The sequence below is a fragment of the Sulfurimonas sp. genome, from assembly GCF_029027585.1.
Taxonomy (GTDB): domain Bacteria; phylum Campylobacterota; class Campylobacteria; order Campylobacterales; family Sulfurimonadaceae; genus Sulfurimonas.
Window position 1 is genome coordinate 726374 of the sequence record NZ_CP093397.1, and the last position, 24695, is coordinate 751068.

Consider the following 24695-nt stretch of genomic DNA (forward strand, 5'->3'; position numbering starts at 1 on the left):
TATATTATATGTATTAAAAGAAGCACTTATTATAAGTAAAATAGACCTCTCATTCATAAAAATAATATCCAAAATAAGCTTAAATCTATTCTTAAAAAGTGATAAAATTTTGATAAAATTTTGTTTTGAGTAATTTTCGAGTTTATCTTAAAAAAATAAGAACCCTTATAAAATTATTTTATTTAATGAACCTAAACTTGAACATTTAGTTTAATAAATTTATAATAGTTATTGCTATATCATATTGGTATGTCTATAAAAAATAACATTTTAATAGTTGATGATAATGTTAAAAATATTCAATTAGCTGCAAATGTACTAAAATCTACATCTCTTTACAATATCTTTTTTGCGACAAGTGGAAAACATGCCATTGAGCAACTAAAACTCCGTGAATATTCTCTAATTTTACTAGACATAAATATGCCTATTTTAGATGGATATGAAACAGCTACAATAATAAAAGAAGATAAAAAAACAAAAGAGATTCCTATAATATTTTTAAGTACAAATGCTAATAAAGAAAGCATAAGAAAAGGTTTTGAGTATGGTGGAGAAGACTATATAACAAAACCTTTTGATGAACAGGAACTTCTTCATCGTGTTAAAACTCATGTCACTCTCTTTAATACAAAAAAAGAACTGCAACACGAAGTAAATGAAACTAAAATACTGCTACAACAGTATAAATTTGCAGTAGATGCTAGTACCTCTGTGTCAAAAGCAGACCTTAATGGAAATATAACTTATGTAAATGATAGATTTTGTGAACTTACTAAATACTCAAGAGAAGAGATGCTAGGGAAGAACCATTCTATCTTCAGAAGCCCTGATGTAGGAAATGAAATATATAAAGATTTGTGGAATACAATAAAAAATAAAAATATTTGGACTGGTTTAGTTAAAAATGTTGCTAAAGATGGAAGTTATTATTATTTTGAAGCAACGATAATTCCTATACTTAACTACAATAATGATATAACTGAATACATAAGCATAAGAACTGATATAAGTAAAGAGATAGAATTAAAAAATGACATCATTGCTACTCAAGAAGAAGTTTTACACACACTAGGTGAACTTGGAGAATGGCGTTCTAAAGAAACTGGTGACCATGTAAACAGAGTTTCACTTTTTTCTGAAATACTTGCAAAAGCTTATGGTTGTAACGAAGAGGATACAGCACTTTTAAAGATGGCATCTCCTATGCATGATATTGGGAAAGTTATTATTCCTGACTCTATACTTTTAAAACCTGCCAAATTGACAGATGAAGAGATGCAAGTTATGAAAAATCACACAACTTTTGGTTGGGAAATTTTTAGTAAATCTACACATGAACTTTTACAAACAGCAGCACTCATCTCTTATGAACATCATGAAAAATGGGACGGTTCAGGTTATCCAAGAGGAATTAGTGGTACTGATATTCATATATTTGGAAGAATAACGGCGATAGCAGATGTTTTTGATGCACTTAGCCATGATAGAGTTTATAAAAAAGCTTGGAGTATTGAGGAAACGATAAATTTTATAAAAGAGCAAAGTTCAAAAGCTTTTGAGCCAAAACTTGTAAATCTACTTTTAGAAAATATAGATAAAATACTAAAAATAAAAAATAAATACAAAAAATAATGCAAAAAAAAATCTATGCTGTTTTGATAATAGGTTTTGTAGTTGCTATATCTATATCTGTTATGATTATACCAATATTTTTTACAAAAGGAATCTCTAGAACCAAACTAAACAAAGAATTTACGCTACCTATGATTCTTAGTGACGAGCAAGATATTGAGTTAGTATTTTTTGGCTACTCTGGTTGTACAGATATATGCATGCCAAAACTTTTTGACATACAAAAACTCTACGATACTTTAGAAAAAAACATAAAACAAAAAGTTGGTGTTATTTTTGTTGATATATCTATGCCAAAAGATGAGGAACTACCTCAAAGATTTGCTGAATTTTTTAATATAGAATTTAAAGGCATCTACTTAAATCAAACTATTCTAAGAGATTATACAAAAGTTTTTAATGTTTACTTTTCACAAAGCTTACTAGAAAATACAGAGTACGACCATACAACAAATCTATACCTAGTTAAAAAAAGTAAAGGCAAAAAAGAGATAAGATATATTTATAATGCTTATCCTTACGACATCAAACAAATTAAACAAGATATAAAGGAGTTAAGATATGAGTGATTTTGAGAATTCTAGTAGGTCTTCAGATGCTGACCTATTTATGCTTAAACTTGTATTTTTTCACTGGTTTATTGTTGGATTTATAACAGGTTTTTTATTTAATGCTTACGCACTAGGTATCATAGGTGGGGGGCTTTTGTCACTTGCTACTTTACTCTCTTATCAACTATTTAGAGGCACACAAAATTATAGATATGTGATTAGTTTAGTTCTTTTAACATTTTCTATCATTATGATACAACAAAGTTTAGGAAGAATAGAGATGCACTTTCATATTTTTGGAGTATTATCTTTTTTAGTTATTTACAAAGATTATAAAGTTATCTCTCTTGGTTCAATATTTATAATAGTTCATCATTTGATTTTCAACTATCTTCAAGAGTTTAATATTACCTTTTATGATACACCTATTGTAGTATTTAACTACGGGTGCGGTTTAGATATCACTTTGCTTCATGCTGCCTTTGTTATTTTTGAGTGGTTTATTTTATATAAAATTGTAAAAAGTATGGATAAAACACATAGAGAATTATTTAGAACTAAAGAAGCCCTGTCATCTATAAATAGGAACCTAGAGAGTATTGTTTCACTCAGAACACTCGAACTCCAAGATGCAAAAGAAGAAGCAGACATAGCTAACAACATGAAGTCAGAGTTTTTAGCTAATATGTCCCATGAGATAAGAACACCTATGAACGCTATTATAGGCTTTACAGACTTACTAGACAAAAGACTTAAAGACGCAAAAAACAGAAGTTATATGAAATCTGTTAAAGACAGCTCTAAAATTTTACTCTCAATAATAAATGATATCTTAGACCTTTCTAAAGTTGAGGCTGGAAAACTAGAAATTGAGCATGTTCCAACAGATATAAGAGATATTGCAGATGAGATAAAAAATATTTTTTATCATAAAGCAAAGTCAAAAGCATTAGAATTAAATGTAACTATAAAAGATTCACTACCACAAACCTTACTTTTAGATGAAGTAAGAACAAGACAAATACTTCTCAATCTTGTTAGCAATGCCATAAAATTCACTACTGAAGGTTATATAAATTTAAATATATTTTGCTCAAAAAATAACAATAACAATAAAATAAATCTTATTTTAGAAGTTCAAGACAGCGGGATAGGTATGGATAAAAATGAGCAAATTAGAATATTTGAAGCATTTGCTCAACATACAAACCAAAGCAATAAACAGTACGGAGGAACAGGTCTTGGACTAGCAATAACCAAACAACTCGTAACTCTGATGAATGGAACAATTACTTTAAAAAGTACAATAGATGTAGGTTCTACTTTTATAGTAACCTTGCATGATATACAAATCACAAAACAAATACCAGCCATACACTTAAAACAAAATCAAATCATTACTTTTTTTAAAGCAACTGTTTTAATAGCAGATAATATTGATTTAAACAGATATTTAATAGTAGAGTATTTAAAAGACACCCCTTTAAAATTACTACTTGCAAAAGATGGCGAAGAAGCGGTAAAAATTGCTAAAGAGGATAAACCTGATTTGATTCTCATGGATATAAAGATGCCTAACAAAGATGGCATCGAAGCAACAAATGAAATAAAAAGTTTTTCCACTATTCCCGTTATAGCTATTACTACTTCTGTTGTTTTTAATTTAGACAATCCAAAACATGATATTTTTGATGACTTTATACATAAACCTCTAAAAAAAGACACTCTTTTACTCTCAATGAGTAAATATTTAAAGTCTAACACGGAGTTTTTAGAAGATAACCAAAAGCAGATAAAAATACAAAAAGATGCTATTTCTTTAAAAAATTATCCATCTTTATCTAAACTACTCCAAAACACCAAAGTTGCTGGGGACATGCAAATGATACAAAAATTTGCATATGAACTTGAGTCTTATGGTAAAAAGGACAAGGTAGAAAATTTTAAAAATATTGCAACAAAACTATCTTCAGCAATAGATAGTTTTGATATAGAAGAATGTGATCTATTACTAGCTATGTTTATAGATTAATTATTCATCTTCTTCTAAAAACTCCTCTGGGTCATCAAGGCAGTCCATTCCATCTGAGTGTTTTAGAACATGTGCGCCATAAGTGTAAGTTAGTTCTCCTCCCATTTTACTTTGGTACAAAACACCTCCACTAACAAAAGCCACTAAAAGAATGGCAAACAGTTCTGCTTTAAAAGCTTTAGTAGCACAGCCATAAAATTTTATAACCGCACTAATCCCCATAGCTATTGCTAAGTATAGTCCAAACTGTTTATGCTCTAAAAGAAGTTTTTGTCCTTCTCCTGAGATAAACATATAAACTTCACTTCCATCACCCTTTCCTGTAAAAAAAGCTATAATTATAAAAACAGCAGATGCTAAGATAAAGCGTGTGGAGAGTTTAGACATCGCTTCACTAGGTTTTATCAAGTAAGCTAAGCCGATAACTAAGGATATAAGAGGAAGCACAATCGCAAAATGTGCTGTTGCTGGATGTATCATAAGAAATCCTTTTTTTATTCATAAAGTTTACAAATAAATTATAAAATATTAGCTTATAAAGAAAAATTAAAATAAAAAGAGTAGAATACTGCATGTCTTTAAATTTCAACATTTTAAAACAATTATCACAAGACCTGTCTTTGTTATATGTAGAAGATGATAAAATACTACGAGATAAAACATCTTATATATTTTACAATCTTTTTAAACAAGTAGATACTGCAACAGATGGCTTAGATGGACTTAATTTATATCAAGATTATTATAAAAAAAATGATGTGTTTTATGATATTGTTGTCACCGATATACAGATGCCACTACTCGATGGGATATCATTAAGCAAAGAAATATTCAAGCTTCATAAAGAACAAAAGATTATTGTTGTTTCAGCATATAATGATAAAGAATATTTAATCGACTTAATCAATCTCGGTGTAGAAGGTTTTATGCATAAACCACTTTCTTCACAAGAACTGTTAGAAATACTACATAAAGTTTGTAACTCATTTAAAAATGATAATATCGTAGTTCTAAGTGAAGGTTTTAAATATAATATAACTAAATCCATACTTTTATTTAACAGTACAAAAATTGAACTTAGTGTTATGGAACTAAAACTCCTTCATCTACTCATAAAAAATCCAACGCAGTCTTTTAGTGCTGTTGAAATATTTAACCACCTGTATTATGAAAAACCAGACAAAGAATTTTCTAACGATTCCATCAAAAGCTTGGTTAAACGATTGAGAAAAAAAACTCCTCAGGATTTCATCTCAAACACTCAAGAACTAGGTTATAGTATAAACCTTTAAAAAAACTCCATATCTCCCTCATCTTCAACTTCTGCATTCTCATCATACTCTATAAACATTATTATAGTATCTACATTAGAGAAAAATGAATTATCTAAAATATTAAGTTAATCGAACCCTTACAGATTGTTCATGTGCCGTTAAACCTTCGGTATTTGCGATAAGTGCACATGCTTCTCCTATCTCATTTATGCCCTTTTTAGAAAAAGAAATGATTGAAGTTTTTTTCATAAAATTCTCAACTCCAAGAGGAGAGAAAAATTTTGCTGTTCCTCCTGTTGGAAGAGTATGATTTGGTCCAGCAACATAATCTCCGATTGCTTCAGGAGTATTATGACCTAAAAAGATTGCTCCAGCATGCTTTATGAATGGTAAAAATTCAAATGCATTATCTGTTGCAATTTCAAGGTGCTCAGGCGCTATCTCATTCATAAGTTTTATAGCCTCATCCATATCTTTAGTTACTATGATAGCACCTCTATCTTCTATGGATTTTCTAGCTATTTTTTCTCGTGGAAGTTTTTTAAGCCAGATTTCTATCTCAATAACTACCGCATCAGCTAACTTTTGGCAAGGAGTTATCAGTATAGAACTTGCCATCTCGTCATGCTCTGCTTGAGACAACAAATCAACTGCTAAATGCGAGGCATTTGCACTATCATCTGCTAAAATTCCTATCTCACTAGGTCCTGCTATCATATCAATGTTTACATCGCCATAAACCATTTTTTTAGCAGTTGCTACAAAAATATTTCCTGGACCTGTTATAACATCAACTTTAGGAATGCTCTGAGTTCCATAGGCCATAGCACCAATTGCACTAGCTCCTCCAACCTTGTAAACTTCACTTACTCCACATAAGTGACAAGCAGCGAGTAAAAGCTCATTGACTTCATTTTTAGGAGCAGGAGTACAAATTATGATTTTTTCAACTCCAGCAACTTGCGCAGGAATAACATTCATCAAAAGTGAAGATGGATAAGCAGCTTTTCCGCCAGGGATATATAAACCAGCACTATCAACAGGAGTCGTTTTTTGTCCTAAAATAGTTCCATTTTCTTCTGTATCAAACCAAGATTTTGGTTTTTGCTTTTCATGGTAGATTTTGATTCTGTCATATGCTAAATGCAAGGCACTTTTTAGTTTAGCATCTATACTATTATATGCCTTACTCATTGACTCTTGTGAGATTTTAAAATCTTCATCGGTTTTTGGAGTCCAGTTATCAAACTTAGTAATATGCTCTTTTAAAGCTTTATTTTTATCAGTTTTGATTTCATTTAAGAGAGTACCTACAACAGAACTAACCTCATCGATATCCATCTTCCCTCTTAAAAGAAGCTCATTAAAACTGCTTGTAAACTTTTCATCTTTTGTATTTATAAACATCATAATCTATTTTCCTATTTTTTTAGAGTCATCGAACTCTTTTTTTACTGTACTCAAAGCTTCTAAAAAATCTTTTGCTCCAATAGCCCCCATGATTGGCTGATACATTGGTTCACCTGAAGGAAGTAAAAACCAAATTGCTGGAGTCCCTGGTTGGTAAAGTTCTTTTGGCATATAATCATTTTCATCACTATATGAGATAATTGAGGTAAAGTCTTTGTTTAGCGAATCTATGACTTTTTTATTTTTTAAAGTTGTGTTATCTAATATTACACAGTATCTACAAGTATGTCTTGAAGATATAAATAAAACAGGCTTATTAAACCTAGATGCTTCTTTTATGCCTGCTTTAAAATCTTTTGCCCAGTTAATCTCACTTGCCACAAGAGTTGAAGCAAATGTAAGAAGTAAATATACTAATAAATTACGCATTATTTTTTACCTTTTTAAGAAGTTCTTTTGAACATTCTACTACACTTTTTTTTGTAACATCTATAACTATATCTGCTAAAGCTAGATACTCAGGACGACGCTCATCGTATAGTTTTTTTGCTTCTTCTAAATCTTGTAGTAATGGTCTTTTTTTTAGTTTTTTAAATGCATTTGGGTGATTTTTAATGCGTTTAATAATCTTGTCAAAAGGTGAGTCAAGTAAAACAACGATTCCTATCTTTCTTAAATTCTTTTGTTTGTAAAAACCGCCTCCTGTTGAGATGAGAGTATTTTTCACACTAGACTCAAGCCAAATAGCCACATCTTTTTCAAGATTTCTAAAGTGCGATTCACCATCTTCACTAAAGATTTTATTTATCTTTTTATTTTCTATGCTTTCTATTAAATCATCTGTATCCAGGGTCATGTAGTTAGAATGTTTTATAACTTCTCTAGCCACACTACCCTTCCCAACTCCCATAAAGCCAATCAAAATAATATTTTCCACTAATATCCTTATTTATGTCCCATTACTTAAACGCACTCATATCAAAATCTGGTTTTGTTTTTATAATCTTTTTGTATATAAGCATTGGTGCTATGACATTATATTGTAAAATCATCATACTAACTATAAAACTTACTGCCGATATTTTTAGTAAAATCGGGATATAAAAAGTAACAACAAAACCTACTAATGAAGCGATGAAAAGAATAAACTGAATTCTTCCGAGTGTTTTATTTATCATCTCATTCATCGTTGGTATAGTCATATACCCTTTTGCGTTTAGATGAAACCATACAAGAAAAGGAATAATTTTATAAAGCATCCCCATCATTATAGAAAGTATAAAACCACCAAGCAAAATACTAACCATAACTATATACTCATGTCTAAAATACTCATCAAATATCCAAAGAAAAGCACCTAGCGTAAGTAAAACACTTGCACTTCTCCAGTACCAAACTGTAACATCGCTAATAGGTCGTTTACGACGAGATAATTTTAACCATACTGTTGTGGAAAATGCCCAAAAAAATGTTGCAATCCAAGCCTTGCCTATAATAGTAAGTGGCTCATAAACTAAACTAGTAATTAACCAAATAAAAAGACCTACACTGATTAGCCAAACTACCTTTCTTTTGCAAAACTGCTTAAACTTTGGAGCTACATAAAACATCGGCAAAACTTGAAATGTGACACCAATAATTAAGATACTCGCAAAACCAAAAATACCCCAAACACTATGAACATTTGCTATCATATTTCTGTATTGAGAAATATCATCATTGACATAAGTATATAACAAGAAAATTCCCATTAAAACTGTAAAAGATGCAAAAAACAAACTAACACTCATAGCTTTTACTGTTGGGTTAAAGTTTTTAACTTTTATAACTGCCATAACAATTACACTTATCATCATAGCAAAACCACTTCCAAGAAGCCCCATAGCAAAAAGATTGGCTGTAGTATTTTCCAAGCTTAGTCCAAGCATCATCAAAATCAAACCAAAAACTAAAAATATATGTGCAAATTTTGAAACGATATTAACTTTTGGAATCACTACACCAGCTAAAACAGGTAGCATCTGAGTTAATGAACCAAGCATTATGAAACCTAAAAAGCCCACAGTTAAAGAGTGTGTGATTATAATGGAGTCTATTGAGTACCTTGTCATCAATAAATCTGCTTCACTAAAAAATATAAAAAAACCAGCTAATATCGCAAAAAGTGGTGCTGTTAAATAAAATCTTACTGGTGCTGATATGGGAGGAGCTTGATCAATCGATAATCCATTAAGTTCCATAAAAAAATCCTAAAAAACTACTCAACAAGCATAGACTCCATCATATCTACTATTCTGTCTGAATCAGCACTAAGATGTTGTTGAGCCATTGTGTAGAGCATCTGTTCTTCTTTCATGTTGTGTTGTTGCATTAAAATCATTAAAGTTTCTGAAAGTCCAAAAAATCTATCTTTTTTTTCATCTTCTATGGCTTCACCCATTTGCGAAACAAGAGTTCGCATCTGTTCATGTTCATGACGCATCATCGCTGTTGGACCTTGAGTCATTCCCGTCTTTGTTTCAAACTCTAAAAACATAACTCTTTCTTCCATTTGGAAGTGTCTTTCACTAGAGTCTGCAAATGCTTTGTAAGCTACTTTAGCATCTTTTATAAACTTACTAGCACTATCTTCCATTGCAGCAAAAAGTTCATCACATCTGGTATGGTCAGTTGTTAAATATTCTTTTATTGTACTCATTTTTTATACCTATTGTATTAATTTTTTTGTATTATATTGAAAAAAATTTAATATTTAATTATTAGTCATCAATACAATAGTTTAAAAAATTAAATATGTTAGTAGAAAGGCAAGTGCCGACGCTCCAATGTGTGGAACTCCATAAAGAAAAGTAGCAAATACTTTAATCAATAAATTTTTTTGCAATTTCATAACAAAAATAAGTGTTGAACCTGCAAAAGTTGTAACAAAGATATATAATAAAGCTTCAATCAGTCCATAATCTGGCTTATGTCCGACAGTTGCTAAAATCAGTGTAATAAAAAAACTAGAAGCAAAAAACATTGCTACATATCGAGATGTGTCATACTTTTTAAAGCTCTCACTCAGACTGTCACTTGCATCAGACGAAGCTTTGTTAGCTTTTATAGCTAAACCTTCAAAATATAAAAATGCACCTAAAGATAAGATTACCCCAACTAAAATCAGAAATGATATTGAATTCATTTTTCACCCTTTATATATAAGTTAAGATAATTGTAACACCATATACATTTTAAGTTATTAAGTAGCTAAATTAGATTTGTTATTTAAACAGCTTTTTACTATAATATCTCTTTTAAACAGACTAGGAATAAAATATGAAAAATAAAAAATATATAACTATGGGATTTGCGACAGTAGTAGTAGTATTTTCGCTACTTTTTTCTGCAAACTTATTTGCAGAACCAACCGACACTGCAAAAGAAGAAGCTTCAAGACTTCAAGCCTTAGCTAAGTTTACAAAAGTCATAAGTATTGTTGAACAATACAATGTAGATGATATAACAATCGAAGAACTAATGGACAAAGCACTTCAAGGAATGATGAGCAACTTAGATGCACACTCTAACTTTTTAACTCAAAAAGATTATAAAAAACTTAAAGTTCAAACAAGTGGTGAATTTGGTGGACTTGGTATAACTGTCGGCATAAAAGATGGAGCACTTACTGTAATCGCACCAATTGAAGGAACTCCAGCAGATAAAGCAGGACTGAAATCTGGTGACATAATTTTAAAAATAAATGAAGAGTCAACTCTGAACATGACAATAGATGAAGCTGTTTCAATCATGAGAGGAAAAGTTGGTGAACCTATCGACATCACAATAGTAAGAAAAGGGGAAGCGAAACCTCTTCCTGTTCATATTATTAGAGGTATTATAACTATCCAATCAGTATATACAAAAACTATTGGTAAAGATATTCAGTATATTCGCGTTACTAGCTTTGATAGAAAAGTTGTTGAAGATGTAGCAAAGGCTATCAAAAAGAAAAAAGCTGTAACAAAAGGGATTATTCTTGATTTAAGAAACAATCCGGGAGGACTACTTGACCAAGCAGTTGGACTTGTTGATATTTTTGTAGATAAGGGTAAAATCGTTTCTCAAAAAGGTCGTAAAGAATCAAACAAGCAAGAGTACAAAGCATCTGCTAGTAATACTTTAACAAAAGTACCTTTAATCGTTTTAGTAAATGGGGGAAGTGCAAGTGCATCTGAGATTGTAAGTGGAGCACTTCAAGACCATAAACGCGCTGTAATTCTAGGACAAAAAACTTTTGGAAAAGGAAGTGTACAAGTTGTTCTTCCTATAACAGACAAAGAGGCTATAAAATTAACAATAGCAAGATACTATCTTCCAAGTGGCAGAACTATTCAAGCAGTTGGAGTTACACCAGACATAGAAGTTCAAGCAGGTGAAGTAAAAACTCATGAAAATTCTTTTTCTATAAAAGAAGCAGACTTAAAAAAACATCTAGAAAAAGAACTTGTAAAAGTAGATGGTAAAAAGAAAGATAAGAAGAAGAAAGCTAAAGCTAAAAAAGATATAATTACAAAAAAAATGTTATACAAAGATATTCAGCTAAAAGAATCAGTTGACATCATAAAAGCACTAATAATTGTAAAAGGATAAGAACAGATGCAAAAGAGAGAACTACTATACGAAGGAAAAGCAAAAAGACTTTTTTTAACTGATGATGAAAATCTAGTAATTTCTGAATTTAAAGATGACTTAACTGCTTTTAATGGTGAAAAAAAATCAAGTGCTGCTGGTAAAGGTGCACTTAACAATAAAATCTCTACTGAACTGTTTAAACTTTTAGAAAACAACGGCATACAAACTCATTTTGTGGAGATGCTAGATGACAATCATATGCTTCATACTAAAGTTGATGTTATTTTAATCGAAGTTATCGTTAGAAATATTGCAACAGGAAGTCTTACTAGGAACCTTGGTATAGAAGATGGAAAAGTTCTCCCTTTTACTTTAGTTGAATTTGACTATAAAGATGACGATTTAGGTGACCCTAAATTAAATGACCAACATTGTCTTATACTTGAGTTAGTTGAGCACCAAGATGAACTTGATAAACTTAGAAGAATGGCTCGTCAAGTAAATGATATACTTAAGCCTTACTTTGCAAGTATTGGTCTTAACCTAGTTGATTTTAAACTAGAGTTTGGAAAAGATGCTCAAGGTAACATCCTTTTAGTTGATGAAATTTCTCCAGATAATTGCCGTTTTTGGGATATTGAGAGTGGCGAAAAAATGGATAAAGATAGATTTCGTCAAGGTCTAGGTGGTTTAACTGTGGCTTATGAAGAAGTATTAAATAGAATATTAGGAAAATAGATTATGATAAAAGCAATAGTAAATATTAGTTTAAAAGCGGGAGTTTTAGACTCTCAAGGTAAAGCAGTTCATCATGCTCTTGATTCACTTCACTTTGATGGTGTAAATGATGTTCGTGTTGGTAAACAAATTATCTTAAAACTAGATACTGATGACAAAGAAAAAGCCAACAAAGATGTAACTCAAATGTGTGAGGACCTTTTAGCAAACACAGTAATTGAAGATTACGATATTGAACTAGTATAAAGGAGATATAAATGATAAAAGTTTCTATTCTTCAATTTCCTGGAACTAACTGCGAGTATGATACTCAACATGCTTTTGAAGCTTTAGGTGCATCAACTGAACTAATCTGGCATAAATCAGAGTCTATTCCAAGTGATACTGACCTTTTAGTAGTTGCTGGTGGATTTTCCTATGGAGATTACTTAAGAAGTGGTGCTATTGCAAGATTTAGCCCTGTTATGAAAGCAGTTGAAACTTATGCAAATAATGGTGGAAAAGTTCTTGGCATCTGTAATGGTTTTCAAGTTTTAACAGAAGCAGGGCTTCTTCCTGGAGCACTAAAAAGAAATGAACATCTACATTTTATATCTAAATACCATCACTTAAAAGTTATAAATAATGATAATATTTTTCTGGAAAAATTAAACAATGAGACGATAGTAAATATTCCTATTGCTCATCATGATGGAAACTACTTTATTGAAGCTTCTGGATTAAAAGAGTTAGAAGACAACAATCAAATTCTTTTAAAATACACAGATGCATCTGGTGAAATCAAAAATCCAAACGGAAGTGTTGAGTCTATTGCTGGAATTTGCAACAAGCAAAGAAATGTATTTGGACTTATGCCTCATCCTGAGCGTGCAATGGAGTTACTTCTTGGAAGCGATGATGGTATCAAAATGCTTCAAGGGTTTACTGAAGCGTGATACGGTTATTCTTTTTAGGGTTGTTGCTTTTAACAACTCTAAGCTCTAATGAAAACACAGATGTTATACAAGATATAATATCTTCTCATAATGAAAGTGAATCAAACCAAACTCTAAACCAAAATAATTTACAAAAAGTTTTATATTTAAACATAGAAAAAGCACCTACTAGAGTTATTAAAGGTGAGATATTTTCTTTAACTTTAAAAACACTCTCCACTGTAAAAAACTTTACAAATATAACTTATGAACTTACAAATCATGATGGACTAAGAGCGCTTAACTCTATCCCATATAGAGATAAAGATTCTAAATATTTTTATGATACTTTTTATTTTCTAGTTCTTGGTAGCTCTGCATCACTTCCTGAATTTACTGCAACTTTACATGACAACGACAAAACAATTTACAAAAAAACAATATTAAAAACTTACGAATTAGAAGTAGTTACACTAAATCCTAAAAAAGATTTTGCAAATATAGTAGCTAATTCTTTTGAACTTTTAAACTACAAAACGACTACTTATGACCAACAACATAATATAATAATCTTTAGTGCTATTGCAACTAACTGTGACTTAACCGCTTTTAAACTCCAAAATGTTTTTAAACAAGGAGTTGAGTCAATGACTGAATCATATTTTGACTCCAAACTACTTTACTATATAATAATTGACAAAAAACTAGAACATTTTTCTTTTTCATTTTTTAATCTTAAACGAAATGGGTTTTCGCTTATAAGTATTCCTATAATTGTGAGTGATGATAGTGTAACAACTCAAAGTGATTTAAAGCCAAAAGACCAATCAAAAGAGATACTAAAAATGAAAATAGCTGCTGCTTTTGCACTTTTAGCAACTCTATTTATTATCTTCAGAAAAAAATATATCTATTTAGTATTTGTTATCATTCCTTTAGCGTATATTGCATATTTAGCAATCCCATCTAAAGAAGTCTGCATAAAGGTAGGTGCTGCAATTTATCTTCTTCCTGTGCAAAATGGAACTGTCTTTGAGGTCACAAATCGAGAGTACCGTTTACAAAAAGAAGGAAGTGTAAAGAAGTTTATAAAAGTAAAACTTCAAAATCAAAAAATTGGTTGGGTGAGAAATGAAGATATTTGCTCAAATTAGTTGGCTATACGCTACTATTATCATCTTTACATCTTTACTTCTTCAAGTAATATTTTACTACTTACTACCTCGTCCATATACTAGAAAAATTTCTTCATGGTTTATGCGTTTGAGTATATTTTACTCAACTGAAATAATAGGTAAAGAAGACCTAGATGCTCAAATGTTTTTGTTTAATCATCAGAGTGATTTAGATATTGGTGTAATTGAAACAAGTACGCGGAGTGACATATCTTGGGTAGCTAAAAAATCACTCTTTAGTGTCCCTCTTTTTGGTTTAGTTTTAAAGTTTAACGAAGATATTCCTGTCGAGAGAGAAAGTAAAACTTCACTTATTAAACTTCTTAGAGCTGCTAAAGATAGAATAGATAAAGGAAGAGTTGTAACAATGGCTCCAGAAGGAACACGCTCAACAAAAGGCAAAATGCTTCCTTTTAAATCAGGAGCTAAAGTTATCGCTGATAAGTTAAAACTAAAAGTTCAACCAATCATATTAATGCAAACTGCCAAATATTATGATTTAAAAAGATTTTACTATAAACCTGGGAAAGTAAAAGTGATTTTTTTAGACTCTTTTTATGCCGATAAAAGCAATAAAAACTGGTTAACTGATTTAAGAGTTCAGATGCAAGGAGTGTACGACAATGAGTTGGCAAACAATCCTAGCCATAGGTAGTGGCGGTTTTATAGGTGCAGTATTAAGAGCTTACTTCAATGGTTTAATCTCACATAAACTACCACACGATCTTCCTTTTGGAACACTTGGAGTGAACCTTGTTGGTAGCTTTATTATGGGCTTACTTATCGCTTACTTTATGTACACTTCTATCTTTTCTATGCCTGCTAAATCATTCCTCTCAACAGGAATACTTGGAGCTTTAACAACTTACTCAACATTTGCAATTGAGAGTTTTTTACTACTTGAAGGTGGTCACATCTTGTTGGCTTTAACAAATATTTCACTAAATGCTTTTGGAACTATTTTTATGGCAGGTGGGGGTTTTTATCTTGCTAAATATTTTTTGAAGTAACTTTAGAATTAAAAATTACAGAAATATTAAATACTTATTTGAACAATGATATTTTATTTTAACTGAGAATCCATTTCTGTAAATATTTTATTAGTCCAATCAGAAGCAGTTATATTTGTAAAAACAGCGGCTTTTGAAACGACTTCTATTTCAATCTTATTTTTAGAAATTGGATAACAAAACACCCCCTACTCTTTCACCCCAACTAAAAGCACTAACACCATACTTAGCGAGAACTGAACATTTGTTAGTATCTTCTTCTACTATTTCACCACCTGTATTTACAACCGCTATTTTCATTGCACTCCAGACTTCTAACTTCGACTTAGTATATATTTTTTTTGTTCCTGTTCCCTTGGAGTCCTTAGCTACCTGTACTGTTGAACACCCACTTGATAAAATCGCTATTATAATAATTGTAAAAAATGTCATTATAGACAACTTATTATTCATTTTTATTTTCCTATCTATTAAATTATATTTACAAATATAATACCTAATAATATATAATAATAATGTTAAGTGAAATAATATTTCTACATTTAAATCATAATAATTTCATCAGCACACCAAGAAGCTAATTCTAAATCGTGAGTGATAAGTAACATTCCCATCTCTTCAAGAGAACTCATAAGCATATTCATAACCTCTAGTTGTATGACATTGTCAAGTGCTGATGTCGGTTCATCAAGCAAAAGTAAAGAGGGTCGCATAAGCATAGCTCTTAGTATAGATGCGCGTTGAAGCTGTCCACCTGAGAGTTCATGTGGAAGTTTTGTTAGAAGTTCCTCTTCAAGATTCATACTTTTTAAATATTTATCAATATCTTGCGTTGAGGCAACATCTTGTATCTGATTGATTAAAGAGTAGCTTGGATGAAACGAGCTGTATGGGTCTTGATAAACTTGAGATGCTTCTTCGCATTTTATAGTTCCATGAAGTGGTTTTAAGTTACCAAGTATAAGCTCAAAAAGTGTACTTTTTCCAGCACCACTTTCTCCAACTATAGCTTTTATTTCACCCTTTTTTAGGGTAACGCTTAACTTGTCAAAAAGTAAAGAGTCTTTTGTATAACCAAAAGAGAGTTCTTTAACTTCTAAAATATTACACAACTATTTTTATCTTTTATTTAATGCAATATATAATTTTGTTAGTTCTTTATATAGAACTTCTGGTTTAATATTGCTATTTTCTTCCCAGATTTTTTTCATTATAATGTTGTCTTCTACTCCGTCCCACATCTTTATGTAAGAACCTTCCTTATAACCATTATCTTGACGAAATTGGTTTAAAATATTTTTACCTACATAAAGACGGTAAAGAGTATCTAAGTCAAGCCCACTGAGCGTAACAAGGGTAAAAAAGTCCTCCACAAAAACATCTAAATCTAACTCTTGTAAACTTAAAGAAGTTCGCATAATACTCTCTACTTTTATGATTACATCATCTTGATAACCAAAAAGTTTATTTTTATTTTCTAGTTTACTAAATGCTTCAAGGTTTGAAATATTTATGGCTAAATCTTCGATACCACCTTTTAGATTTGCTGAATAATTTTCAATCGCTAAACTCATCATAAAATGCCAAACATCAACTACTTCTATTTGTAAATTATCCCAATCTGCTTCTTTATCTATACTCTTCCAATGTTTCCAAGAAAAACTATCAATCATCTCTGCGCATTCCATATATATGCATCTCTTCCAGTTAATCGTTTTAGAATTTTTTGTGATACCCTTAACCCATTGTTCTCCATTTGTTGAATCATTGAGTTGTGCTTGGAGCTGAAGCATTAATAATATTTTATCCATGTTTAGTATCTCTTTTAGTAAATTTAATCTTCTATTTTACCTAATATGCTAGAATTCTACACTTAAAAAGAAGAGATTTATGAAAAGAATTAATTGTAGAATATGTATCCATTATTTTGTTACTTGGGAGAAGGATAAACCACATGGCTGTAAAGCTTATGGTTTTAAAGCACAACAGATTCCATCTATTGTCGTTTTTCAAAGTAGCGGGAGTGATTGTAATTTATTTAGAGCTAAGCCTCTTGCCAAATAATCTTCTTACCAAAGCCTAAAGTATTGTCAGTCATTTTAAAATAATCTACTTTTATTTGCCAAAGTTTTGGACTTAAAGCTAAAGCATAAGGAAAAGTTTTAAAATATAATTTTTTTAATTTTTTATCCTTAAGTGATAAAAACTCACCTTTAAACTGTAAACCTTGAATTTTTCCAACTATCGTAGTTTCTAAAACTATACTTCCTGCAATTCTTGAATTCTTTAAAATATTTTGTATATGTGTTGTGTCATCACTACTTGCAACTATAAAAGAAAGTTCTTTTGAATCATAGGCATAAAAAAGATTACAAACACTGATAATATTTCCATCTGTAGATGCAAGACTCAAAACATGATGCTTATCTATAAAATTTATAATTTTTTTTAAATCATCTTCCATAAATACTATTGAAACATGAAGTTTTCTAAACCTTCGGCATCTACGATATCTCTTTTTTCTAACATTAATCTACCCGTTCCATCCGCTTTTAATGTATCATACACATCAGTCGGATTTGACATGTTGTAGTAACTTCTTAAAAAATCTATAAGCATCTCAAAATTATTCTCTTTTATTGCGTGTTGCTTATACTCTTTAAATTCTACCCAGTTTATATTTATCATCTTTATCCCTAAATAAAGTTATTTTTTGTATTTTATCCTAAGTGCTTTGTCTAATCGCTTAATCACTTCTAGCATCTGCGAAGTTGATACAGCAAAATTAAGCCTCATAAAACCACTTCCTTCTCTACCAAAACTCAGACCTGCATTTAAACCTAATTTGGCTTTTTGAGTAAAAAACTTTCTTAAATCTCTATCGGATAAGTTCATTCCACGACAATCTAACCATGCCAAATAAGTTGCTTCAATAGGAATCAGTTTTATTTTATCTTTGTATTTTTGACATAGTTCATTTAAACTTTTGTAGTTTTTACCTAGATGCTCTACTAACTCATCTCGCCACTGAGAACCATCTTTATAAGCACTTTGAAATGCCACATGACTAAGAACACTTCCCTGTGCAAAATGCACACGATTATAACTTTGTGTAAATTTTTCTCTTAACTTTTTGTTTGTAATCGCAACACTACTCATAGCAAAACCAGCCATATTAAATGTTTTTCCAACACCAATGGCAGTTATAGTTATATCTCTTGCTTGTTTACTTATAGATGCAAAAGGTATATGTTTGTTTGGAGCATATACTAAGTCTGAGTGTATTTCATCACTAAAAACAACTATATTATTTTCTAAACAAATCTCTAAAATCTCTGTTAGTTCATCTCTTGACCACACTCTTCCAACAGGATTATGAGGTGAGCATAAAAGCAGAAGTTTAGTATTGGCATCTACCTTTGATTTTAAATCATCTATATCAAAGGTGTATCTTCCATCGCTCATCTGTTTTAAAGGATTTATTAAAAGTTCTCTTTTATGTTCTTTTACACTATGAAAAAATGGCGGATAGATTGGAGTTTGCACGATAACCTTATCGCCAATTTCACTAAAAGCATCTATGGCAACACTCATAGATGCCACAACAGAATGAGAGTAAAGTAAATCTTCAAGCTCAAACTTTACCCCATGTTTCTCATCCATCCACTTTATTTGCACTTCAAATGCACTTGTGGGAACTTCTTCATAACCAACTATTGGATGCTTTAACCTCTGCTTAACTGCTTCAAGTACAAACTCTGGTGTATCAATATCCATATCTGCCACCCAAACAGGCAAGACCTCATCTGAACCAAATAATTTTTCTCTTAAAGTATATTTTTCTGCATTTGAATTTTCTCTAGATGCTGATGAAGTAAAATCATATTTCATCTTTTTTTCCAAACACTGACTTCAGATATTGTATGTTGGTATTTTCTTTTAGTTTCTTTTATAACAAACTCCAAATCTTGTAAGTGAATAAGTTCAAACTTTTCTAAAAGTATCTCTTTTAAACTATCTAAGGTTTTAATGTTTTCACCATTAGCATCTATGTATCCTCCAAGCCAAAGCTCTTTTTTTGTAGAACTTTCTTGCCAAGTATATGGAGATGCTATGATTAAAATGCCATCATCATTTAATCTTTCATCAATACTATCTAAAAAAAGTCTTGGGTTATAAAGTCTATCTATAAGGTTTGTTGCCATTACCATGTCATAAGAGTTAAAATTAGATTTTAAATTACAAGCATCTCCTTGCCAAAATGAAACTTTTTGACTTAGGTTTTCATATCCCAACTCTTTTATTGTAACTTTTTTATTTTCTACTAACTCGCCTTCTTGTTTTGTATGAAAAGCCACAAAACCTTTTTCTTTAAGCTTTGAGCCAACCTGAATAAAACGAACCGAAAAGTCAATCCCTTCAACCTTATCAAAACTCTTTGCAAGTTCAAACGAAGCTCGTCCTGTTGCACAACCCAAATCTAATGCTTTCGTTTTTTTACCCGAAAATTTTGAAGCAATTTTTGCCATCTCAATAGCAAAATTCTTAACTCCAAAATACCCATCGCTGTATTGAAATTCACAATACTGAGATACAAGTTCATCACTTTCATATATATATTTTTCTTTATACTCTACACTATTTGAAATAACATACCTAAATCCAGAAAATTGAGGAAAATGTTTTCTAAAAGCATAACGGGAATGCTTCATTATTAAATTTCCACTACTAGCCCATGATGAGCCTAAGATAAGTGCGTGTTTACCATCAAAAGTAGGAATAGAAAAGTCATCATAAGCTTCATGAATTTCAAAGCCATCAAAGCCAAAGATTGGGGTACGACTCCACTGCCAAACATTTCCAACAACATCATAGATGCCATTAAAACTAAACTCATTTACAGGACAAGAACTACCATAATGATAAAAGTTTAAGTTTGCTCTACTCTCATGGAATTCTGGTAAATCTTGTAAATTTGAACGATTATAAATTGCCATATATTCCGCTTCACTTGGAAGGGAATATGTAACATTATCTACTAAACTTTTATATCTACAAAAAGCATTTGCTTCTAGTGCATTTACCTCAACTGGAAAATTCATCGGCATCTGAATAACTTTACTCAAAGTTCTATATTTATAAACTCCATTTTCTTTTATCCAAAAAACTGGAAATTTAACTTTTGAGCTTTTTAAAAACTCTAAACCTTCTTCATCCCAATACTCATCTTTTTCATAACCTTTTGCATCTACAAACTTCATATACTCTTCATTTGATACTAAAAACTTTGAAGTCTTAAACTCACCTACTTCTTCTTCATACTCTCCGTACTCATTATCCCAGCCATAAAGATTATGTGCCTTACTTTTACCTAGTTTTATCTGCTGGGCATCTATGTTTATCATCTCATTTATTGGTGCATCTGCGCTATGAGAACATTCACTAAAGCATTTAACTTCTTTTATACACTCTAGTGGCATCTGTCTATGAAGAACAAGTGAAGTTTCTATATGGATTCTTTCATGTTCTATGCCCATCAGTATTATCCACATATCACTATCTTGTTTTATAGGGAGAGTTAAAGGCATACTCATTATCAAATCATTTACAAGCTCTTTTATCTTGCATCTATACTCTCTAACCGCATCGACACTCGGCCAAGCATAGTTTTTAGCCTCTGTATCATCCCAAGCCATTTCATCAACGCCAACGGCAAATATTGCCTCAAAATCTGCATCTATTCTTTTGTTTATTATCTTCATATTTATTAGTTTATTTACAAAAAAAGTTGCTGTATGTCCAAAATAAAATATCATAGGATGACGAGTTAGTTCTGACTTTTTATAAAACACATCATCATTTTTTAAGAGTTCAAATACTTTTTCGTAAAGATTACAAGTATTGTTAAAATACTCTTTAATTTCTTGTCGTTTTTTTTGTATGTCATTCCCATCTAGCGTTACTGGGTATCTACTAAGATTATTCAAAAATATTCCTTTATATCTGCTATAATAATTATATGCAATTCTATCATAGTAAAGTATTAAATAATGTATCAAATATCACACATGCTTTTACAACTAAAGTATCTGGCAATTTAGCCTTTCATGTAAATGACAATCCAAAAGTCGTGCAACTAAATCATACTGTCTTAGCTAAGAAATTAAATTACGACAAGAAAACACTTATTCATATGAAACAAATTCACTCAAATATAGTACACCTTGTAGATGTAAAAGATAACTTCGACAACCCTCCAACTTGCGATGCTCTTATAACAGATAAACTAAATACACCTTTAATGGTAATGGTTGCTGATTGTTCTCCTTTACTTTTTTTTGATACTAAAAAAAATATTATCGCTGTTGCTCATGCTGGGAGAGAAGGTACATTTAGTAATATTATTAAGAATGTAATCAACTCTTTTAAAGAAAATTATAATTCAAACGCTCAAGATATAATTGTGTCTATTGGAGCAAGTATAAAAAAATGCTGTTATGAAGTTGGAGATGAAATATATAAAGAATCTTGTGAACTAAACTTGAACTATGCCATAGAGAAAAAAGATAAAAATTACTACTTAAATATTAGTAAAATCTTAAAAACTCAACTCCTAGATGCTGGGGTTAAAGAGCAAAATATTGAAATTTGTAATGAGTGCAGTTGTTGTGAAGACAAAAAGTATTTTTCTTATAGAGCAGATAAAAAAAGTGGAAGGTTTTGTGGAGTTATCTTGCTAAAGTAACTCTTCAACCTTTCTTGCTAGTTGTCTTGGTAAAATTCCTAATGATTCTTCAACAAGTTTTGTATTTCCATGAGTTATAAACGCATCTTCATATTCAAAACTCTCTAATTCTATATCTCTAATCTTATCTTGAGCTAAAAATTCTAAAATTGCACTGCCAACTCCACCCATTTTAGAACTATCAGAAAATATAAACCATTTTTTATGTTTTTTTGCCATATCTCTTAGCATCTCTTTATCTAATGGTTTAACAAATCTTAAGTCTAAAATACTCACATCTTCTTTTAATAGTTTTGATGTTTCATAAGCACGACCTACTCCGTTACCATAACCGATAAAAAGAATATCACTATCATTAGAACTTAGAAGTTGTGAAGTTCCAAGCTTAAATTCATTTGATTGTGTCAAATCTGTTTTTATAAATGAGCCTCTTGGATATCTCAAAGAACATGGATGCTCATACTTAGATGCAAAAGCCATAGCTTGATGAAATGACTTCTCATCTCTTGGAGCAAAAAGTGTCATATTAGGGATTGCTCTTAAAAAAGATATATCAAAAACACCTTGATGGGTTTCTCCATCTTCACCAACTATACCCGCACGGTCAAGTGCAAAAACAACAGGTAAGTCCATAAGACAGGTATCGTGAATAACTTGGTCATAACCTCGCTGTAAAAAGGTTGAGTAGATTGTACAAAAAGGTTTAAAACCCTCTTTTGCTAAAGCACTCATAGAAGTAACTGCATGTTGTTCTGCGATTGCTACATCCCAAAATCTATTTGGATAAATTTCTAAGAGTTCACTCAATCCTGTTCCACTTGGCATCGCAGCAGTAGCACCAACAATTTTTTCATTTTCTTTTGCTAGATGAAGTAATGATTCTGTGTAAATTTGAGTAGCACTTTTCTCAGAACTTTTTTTGTAACTGCTTCCATCATTCAAATCAAATGGACCAACTCCATGCCATTTTTCCTCTTTACCCTCAGCGATATCATAACCCTTACCTTTAATAGTTTGAGCATGTATAATTACAGGCTGACCTAGTTTTTTTGCTTTTTGAAAGATTGATATTAGTTGCTTAAGGTTATGTCCATCAACGGGTCCAATATAGTTTATCCCCATCTCTTCAAACATTATCCCAGGAGTTATTAGCTTTAAACTCTCTTCCATCTTTTTTTGCAAGATAATGTGCTCCATCTCCAAAGTTATCAACAAAATTTTCAGTATGTTTTTTAAACTTTTGGTAAAAAGAACCAGCCATTGCAGAACTAAGGATTCTACTTAATGCTCCAATAGGTTTTGCGATACTCATTTCATTATCATTAAGTATGATTATCATAGGGTATTTTCTATCGCCTAACTCATTTAATGCTTCATATACCATTCCAGCAGTCATAGAACCATCACCTATCATAACAACAGGGATTCTTGAGTCCTCTTCACCTTTAATAGCGATGCCTTTTGCAGCACCAACGCCTAAAGATATAGAAGTAGAACTATGCCCTGCTACAAAATAATCATGCTCAGATTCACATGGTTTTGTGTAACCACATAAACCACCAAATTCTCGCAAAGTATCAAACTCTTTCCATCTCGAAGTTAGAAGTTTATGTGCATAAGCTTGATGAGACACATCAAAAATGAAAGGGTCTTTTTTTGAGTCAAACACTTTATGCATCGCTACAATAAGCTCTGTTGCACCAAGTGTTGAACTTAAATGACCACCATTTTTACTAACTACTCTTAGTATTTCTTCTCTTATATCACCACAAAGATGTTCTAATTCTTCTATATTTTTTGATTTAATATCCATCTATACTCTATTCACTTAAGGCTGCTCTTTTAACTCTCTCAAATCTTTTTGATATTTGAGCGTCTATATTTCCTGCATCACTAATGGCTATGACACCACCCTCGCTTACAGCACTATCTGAAATCACTTCAATATGTTCTAATGATCCAACACTTTGAGAAATTTCTCCATGATTTTTAGGATTTACTTTAAGAGTTACCTTAGATGCCCCTTGCAACTCTTTTATCAATTCACTTGATAAAATTTGAGCTATTTTTGTAGAGTTATCGCCCAACTCAACATTTACAACTTCTTTAGCAATATCAAGTGCCGCACTAATAAGTTCACTTTTTATCCCTTCGAGTGCTTTTTCATATTCAGCTGCACTATTTTCTAGTGTTGCAACAGAAGAACTAAACTGAGCTAAACCATTTGCCATACTTTCTTCTTCATCTTTAAAGGCTTGTGTTTTACCTTCTTGTATGCCTTCGTTAAATGATTCTTCTTTAATCTTTTGTATTTCTACCTTATGTTCTTCACTCATATCTTCTAGTTTCATCTGTAACTTTATAAAATTCGATGACATTTCATCTGTCTTTTTCATTAATGATTCGATAAGAGATTCTTTAGAAGAGTTACTTAAAGAGCTTGAATCTACATCACTATCTCTTAAACCAGGATTTTTATCTTTAGTAAATGAGTCATCTTGCTCTTCTTCACCAGCTCCAAGATTTAAAACTTTAAAATTGTACTTATCTACACTATGATTATTCATATTTTGATTTGAAATTACACTTTCCATCTT

At 31.0% G+C, this 24695-nt stretch carries 30 protein-coding genes; 13 read left to right on the plus strand and 17 right to left on the minus strand.

Translation table 11 applies throughout. The annotated features are described in order from the left end of the window. The first annotated feature begins 249 nt into the window (after positions 1 to 249). From MOV50_RS03775 to MOV50_RS03785, 3 genes are read left to right on the plus strand one after another with little or no spacing between them, the layout of a single operon-like run. A complete protein-coding gene (locus MOV50_RS03775; protein ID WP_321779076.1) occupies positions 250 to 1635 on the plus strand; it encodes an HD domain-containing phosphohydrolase in 1386 nt (461 codons plus the stop codon). After that, on the plus strand, positions 1635 to 2204 hold the full coding sequence (locus MOV50_RS03780) for an SCO family protein (protein ID WP_321779077.1): 570 nt from the start codon (positions 1635 to 1637) through the stop codon (positions 2202 to 2204). Before MOV50_RS03775 ends, MOV50_RS03780 begins: the two co-directional genes overlap by 1 nt. Then, a complete protein-coding gene (locus MOV50_RS03785; protein ID WP_321779078.1) occupies positions 2197 to 4218 on the plus strand; it encodes an ATP-binding protein in 2022 nt (673 codons plus the stop codon). Before MOV50_RS03780 ends, MOV50_RS03785 begins: the two co-directional genes overlap by 8 nt. Here the strand turns inward: MOV50_RS03785 and MOV50_RS03790 are convergent, their stop codons facing one another. Beyond that, positions 4219 to 4698, minus strand: coding sequence for a DUF2231 domain-containing protein (locus MOV50_RS03790; RefSeq protein ID WP_321779079.1), 480 nt, complete (start codon positions 4696 to 4698; stop codon positions 4219 to 4221). It lies immediately after the preceding gene. A 92-nt stretch (positions 4699 to 4790) separates the two neighbouring features. Here MOV50_RS03790 and MOV50_RS03795 point away from each other — a divergent pair, with 92 nt between their 5' ends. Further along, positions 4791 to 5510: a response regulator transcription factor gene (locus MOV50_RS03795; RefSeq protein ID WP_321779080.1), complete on the plus strand. Its 720-nt coding sequence runs from the start codon at positions 4791 to 4793 to the stop codon at positions 5508 to 5510. A gap of 102 nt (positions 5511 to 5612) precedes the next feature. Here the strand turns inward: MOV50_RS03795 and hisD are convergent, their stop codons facing one another. From hisD to MOV50_RS03825, 6 genes are all read right to left on the minus strand, one after another. After that, complete coding sequence (hisD, locus tag MOV50_RS03800; RefSeq protein WP_321779081.1) at positions 5613 to 6902, minus strand: histidinol dehydrogenase; 1290 nt, start codon at positions 6900 to 6902, stop codon at positions 5613 to 5615. Between the two features lie 3 nt (positions 6903 to 6905). Next, entirely contained in the window at positions 6906 to 7331 is a 426-nt protein-coding gene (locus tag MOV50_RS03805; RefSeq protein WP_321779082.1) for a thioredoxin family protein, read from the minus strand. After that, positions 7324 to 7839 (minus strand): shikimate kinase, encoded by a 516-nt coding sequence (locus MOV50_RS03810; RefSeq protein WP_321779083.1) that lies wholly within the window; start codon positions 7837 to 7839, stop codon positions 7324 to 7326. The genes MOV50_RS03805 and MOV50_RS03810 overlap by 8 nt, the downstream gene beginning before the upstream one ends. A 22-nt stretch (positions 7840 to 7861) precedes the next feature. Then, positions 7862 to 9142 (minus strand): hypothetical protein, encoded by a 1281-nt coding sequence (locus MOV50_RS03815; protein WP_321779084.1) that lies wholly within the window; start codon positions 9140 to 9142, stop codon positions 7862 to 7864. Between the two features lie 17 nt (positions 9143 to 9159). Further along, complete coding sequence (locus MOV50_RS03820) at positions 9160 to 9600, minus strand: hemerythrin domain-containing protein (protein WP_321779085.1); 441 nt, start codon at positions 9598 to 9600, stop codon at positions 9160 to 9162. Positions 9601 to 9681: 81 nt separating this feature from the next. Continuing rightward, positions 9682 to 10086 carry a hypothetical protein gene (locus MOV50_RS03825; protein WP_321779086.1) on the minus strand — a complete coding sequence of 135 codons (405 nt, stop codon included), beginning with the start codon at positions 10084 to 10086 and terminating at the stop codon, positions 9682 to 9684. A gap of 134 nt (positions 10087 to 10220) precedes the next feature. On the opposite strand from MOV50_RS03825, the gene MOV50_RS03830 reads away from it, so the two are divergent. Genes MOV50_RS03830 through crcB form a run of 7 tightly spaced genes read left to right on the plus strand, consistent with a single transcriptional unit; the run spans position 10221 to position 15353 of the window. Then, positions 10221 to 11534 (plus strand): S41 family peptidase, encoded by a 1314-nt coding sequence (locus MOV50_RS03830; protein WP_321779087.1) that lies wholly within the window; start codon positions 10221 to 10223, stop codon positions 11532 to 11534. Positions 11535 to 11540: 6 nt separating this feature from the next. After that, positions 11541 to 12254: a phosphoribosylaminoimidazolesuccinocarboxamide synthase gene (gene purC / locus MOV50_RS03835; protein ID WP_321779088.1), complete on the plus strand. Its 714-nt coding sequence runs from the start codon at positions 11541 to 11543 to the stop codon at positions 12252 to 12254. A gap of 3 nt (positions 12255 to 12257) precedes the next feature. Further along, entirely contained in the window at positions 12258 to 12500 is a 243-nt protein-coding gene (purS, locus tag MOV50_RS03840; RefSeq protein ID WP_321779089.1) for a phosphoribosylformylglycinamidine synthase subunit PurS, read from the plus strand. Between the two features lie 14 nt (positions 12501 to 12514). Continuing rightward, on the plus strand, positions 12515 to 13189 hold the full coding sequence (gene purQ, locus MOV50_RS03845) for a phosphoribosylformylglycinamidine synthase subunit PurQ (RefSeq protein ID WP_321779637.1): 675 nt from the start codon (positions 12515 to 12517) through the stop codon (positions 13187 to 13189). Then, positions 13186 to 14322: a hypothetical protein gene (locus MOV50_RS03850; RefSeq protein ID WP_321779090.1), complete on the plus strand. Its 1137-nt coding sequence runs from the start codon at positions 13186 to 13188 to the stop codon at positions 14320 to 14322. Before purQ ends, MOV50_RS03850 begins: the two co-directional genes overlap by 4 nt. Next, positions 14300 to 14998, plus strand: coding sequence for a lysophospholipid acyltransferase family protein (locus MOV50_RS03855; RefSeq protein WP_321779091.1), 699 nt, complete (start codon positions 14300 to 14302; stop codon positions 14996 to 14998). The genes MOV50_RS03850 and MOV50_RS03855 overlap by 23 nt, the downstream gene beginning before the upstream one ends. After that, the gene (crcB, locus tag MOV50_RS03860) at positions 14967 to 15353 is read left to right on the plus strand and encodes a fluoride efflux transporter CrcB (protein WP_321779092.1); all 387 of its coding nucleotides are present in this window, start codon (positions 14967 to 14969) and stop codon (positions 15351 to 15353) included. Before MOV50_RS03855 ends, crcB begins: the two co-directional genes overlap by 32 nt. A 162-nt stretch (positions 15354 to 15515) precedes the next feature. On the opposite strand, the gene MOV50_RS03865 is transcribed toward crcB, so the two are convergent. From MOV50_RS03865 to MOV50_RS03875, 3 genes are all read right to left on the minus strand, one after another. Then, the gene (locus MOV50_RS03865) at positions 15516 to 15806 is read right to left on the minus strand and encodes a hypothetical protein (protein ID WP_321779093.1); all 291 of its coding nucleotides are present in this window, start codon (positions 15804 to 15806) and stop codon (positions 15516 to 15518) included. An 89-nt stretch (positions 15807 to 15895) separates the two neighbouring features. Next, positions 15896 to 16465, minus strand: coding sequence for an ABC transporter ATP-binding protein (locus MOV50_RS03870; RefSeq protein WP_321779094.1), 570 nt, complete (start codon positions 16463 to 16465; stop codon positions 15896 to 15898). 6 nt (positions 16466 to 16471) lie between these two features. Further along, on the minus strand, positions 16472 to 17164 hold the full coding sequence (locus MOV50_RS03875; RefSeq protein ID WP_321779095.1) for a dUTP diphosphatase: 693 nt from the start codon (positions 17162 to 17164) through the stop codon (positions 16472 to 16474). Positions 17165 to 17243: 79 nt separating this feature from the next. Here MOV50_RS03875 and MOV50_RS03880 point away from each other — a divergent pair, with 79 nt between their 5' ends. Further along, positions 17244 to 17417 (plus strand): uracil-DNA glycosylase, encoded by a 174-nt coding sequence (locus MOV50_RS03880; RefSeq protein ID WP_321779096.1) that lies wholly within the window; start codon positions 17244 to 17246, stop codon positions 17415 to 17417. On the opposite strand, the gene MOV50_RS03885 is transcribed toward MOV50_RS03880, so the two are convergent. The 4 genes from MOV50_RS03885 to ovoA are packed head-to-tail and all read right to left on the minus strand — an operon-like array spanning position 17398 to position 21340. Further along, positions 17398 to 17817 carry a hypothetical protein gene (locus tag MOV50_RS03885; protein ID WP_321779097.1) on the minus strand — a complete coding sequence of 140 codons (420 nt, stop codon included), beginning with the start codon at positions 17815 to 17817 and terminating at the stop codon, positions 17398 to 17400. The genes MOV50_RS03880 and MOV50_RS03885 overlap by 20 nt on opposite strands. A 5-nt stretch (positions 17818 to 17822) precedes the next feature. Further along, entirely contained in the window at positions 17823 to 18041 is a 219-nt protein-coding gene (locus MOV50_RS03890) for a hypothetical protein (RefSeq protein WP_321779098.1), read from the minus strand. 18 nt (positions 18042 to 18059) lie between these two features. Next, entirely contained in the window at positions 18060 to 19244 is a 1185-nt protein-coding gene (locus tag MOV50_RS03895) for a PatB family C-S lyase (RefSeq protein ID WP_321779099.1), read from the minus strand. Then, on the minus strand, positions 19241 to 21340 hold the full coding sequence (ovoA, locus tag MOV50_RS03900) for a 5-histidylcysteine sulfoxide synthase (RefSeq protein WP_321779100.1): 2100 nt from the start codon (positions 21338 to 21340) through the stop codon (positions 19241 to 19243). The genes MOV50_RS03895 and ovoA overlap by 4 nt, the downstream gene beginning before the upstream one ends. A 32-nt stretch (positions 21341 to 21372) precedes the next feature. Here ovoA and pgeF point away from each other — a divergent pair, with 32 nt between their 5' ends. Next, on the plus strand, positions 21373 to 22098 hold the full coding sequence (gene pgeF, locus MOV50_RS03905) for a peptidoglycan editing factor PgeF (RefSeq protein ID WP_321779101.1): 726 nt from the start codon (positions 21373 to 21375) through the stop codon (positions 22096 to 22098). Here pgeF and dxs read toward each other — a convergent pair. From dxs to fliH, 3 genes are read right to left on the minus strand one after another with little or no spacing between them, the layout of a single operon-like run. Next, complete coding sequence (gene dxs / locus MOV50_RS03910) at positions 22090 to 23280, minus strand: 1-deoxy-D-xylulose-5-phosphate synthase (protein ID WP_321779102.1); 1191 nt, start codon at positions 23278 to 23280, stop codon at positions 22090 to 22092. The genes pgeF and dxs overlap by 9 nt on opposite strands. Further along, positions 23225 to 23911, minus strand: a complete 687-nt coding sequence (locus MOV50_RS03915) for a 1-deoxy-D-xylulose-5-phosphate synthase N-terminal domain-containing protein (protein WP_321779103.1) — start codon at positions 23909 to 23911, stop codon at positions 23225 to 23227. The genes dxs and MOV50_RS03915 overlap by 56 nt, the downstream gene beginning before the upstream one ends. Positions 23912 to 23918: 7 nt before the next feature. After that, positions 23919 to 24692, minus strand: coding sequence for a flagellar assembly protein FliH (gene fliH, locus MOV50_RS03920; protein ID WP_321779104.1), 774 nt, complete (start codon positions 24690 to 24692; stop codon positions 23919 to 23921). Positions 24693 to 24695: the final 3 nt, after the last annotated feature.

Excerpts from the sequence above, each read along its gene's own strand:
- hisD (WP_321779081.1), bottom strand. The coding sequence starts at position 6,902 with ATGATGTTTATAAATACAAAAGATGAAAAGTTTACAAGCAGTTTTAAT.
- MOV50_RS03775 (WP_321779076.1), top strand. The coding sequence starts at position 250 with ATGTCTATAAAAAATAACATTTTAATAGTTGATGATAATGTTAAAAAT.
- purC (WP_321779088.1), top strand. The coding sequence starts at position 11,541 with ATGCAAAAGAGAGAACTACTATACGAAGGAAAAGCAAAAAGACTTTTT.
- pgeF (WP_321779101.1), top strand. The coding sequence starts at position 21,373 with ATGCAATTCTATCATAGTAAAGTATTAAATAATGTATCAAATATCACA.
- purS (WP_321779089.1), top strand. The coding sequence starts at position 12,258 with ATGATAAAAGCAATAGTAAATATTAGTTTAAAAGCGGGAGTTTTAGAC.
- crcB (WP_321779092.1), top strand. The coding sequence starts at position 14,967 with ATGAGTTGGCAAACAATCCTAGCCATAGGTAGTGGCGGTTTTATAGGT.
- MOV50_RS03885 (WP_321779097.1), bottom strand. The coding sequence starts at position 17,817 with ATGGAAGATGATTTAAAAAAAATTATAAATTTTATAGATAAGCATCAT.
- MOV50_RS03820 (WP_321779085.1), bottom strand. The coding sequence starts at position 9,600 with ATGAGTACAATAAAAGAATATTTAACAACTGACCATACCAGATGTGAT.
- MOV50_RS03815 (WP_321779084.1), bottom strand. The coding sequence starts at position 9,142 with ATGGAACTTAATGGATTATCGATTGATCAAGCTCCTCCCATATCAGCA.
- MOV50_RS03830 (WP_321779087.1), top strand. The coding sequence starts at position 10,221 with ATGAAAAATAAAAAATATATAACTATGGGATTTGCGACAGTAGTAGTA.
- MOV50_RS03795 (WP_321779080.1), top strand. The coding sequence starts at position 4,791 with ATGTCTTTAAATTTCAACATTTTAAAACAATTATCACAAGACCTGTCT.
- MOV50_RS03785 (WP_321779078.1), top strand. The coding sequence starts at position 2,197 with ATGAGTGATTTTGAGAATTCTAGTAGGTCTTCAGATGCTGACCTATTT.
- fliH (WP_321779104.1), bottom strand. The coding sequence starts at position 24,692 with ATGGAAAGTGTAATTTCAAATCAAAATATGAATAATCATAGTGTAGAT.
- MOV50_RS03865 (WP_321779093.1), bottom strand. The coding sequence starts at position 15,806 with ATGAATAATAAGTTGTCTATAATGACATTTTTTACAATTATTATAATA.
- MOV50_RS03875 (WP_321779095.1), bottom strand. The coding sequence starts at position 17,164 with ATGGATAAAATATTATTAATGCTTCAGCTCCAAGCACAACTCAATGAT.
- MOV50_RS03825 (WP_321779086.1), bottom strand. The coding sequence starts at position 10,086 with ATGAATTCAATATCATTTCTGATTTTAGTTGGGGTAATCTTATCTTTA.
- MOV50_RS03780 (WP_321779077.1), top strand. The coding sequence starts at position 1,635 with ATGCAAAAAAAAATCTATGCTGTTTTGATAATAGGTTTTGTAGTTGCT.
- MOV50_RS03790 (WP_321779079.1), bottom strand. The coding sequence starts at position 4,698 with ATGATACATCCAGCAACAGCACATTTTGCGATTGTGCTTCCTCTTATA.
- MOV50_RS03890 (WP_321779098.1), bottom strand. The coding sequence starts at position 18,041 with ATGATAAATATAAACTGGGTAGAATTTAAAGAGTATAAGCAACACGCA.
- MOV50_RS03805 (WP_321779082.1), bottom strand. The coding sequence starts at position 7,331 with ATGCGTAATTTATTAGTATATTTACTTCTTACATTTGCTTCAACTCTT.
- MOV50_RS03880 (WP_321779096.1), top strand. The coding sequence starts at position 17,244 with ATGAAAAGAATTAATTGTAGAATATGTATCCATTATTTTGTTACTTGG.
- MOV50_RS03895 (WP_321779099.1), bottom strand. The coding sequence starts at position 19,244 with ATGAAATATGATTTTACTTCATCAGCATCTAGAGAAAATTCAAATGCA.
- MOV50_RS03915 (WP_321779103.1), bottom strand. The coding sequence starts at position 23,911 with ATGGATATTAAATCAAAAAATATAGAAGAATTAGAACATCTTTGTGGT.
- MOV50_RS03855 (WP_321779091.1), top strand. The coding sequence starts at position 14,300 with ATGAAGATATTTGCTCAAATTAGTTGGCTATACGCTACTATTATCATC.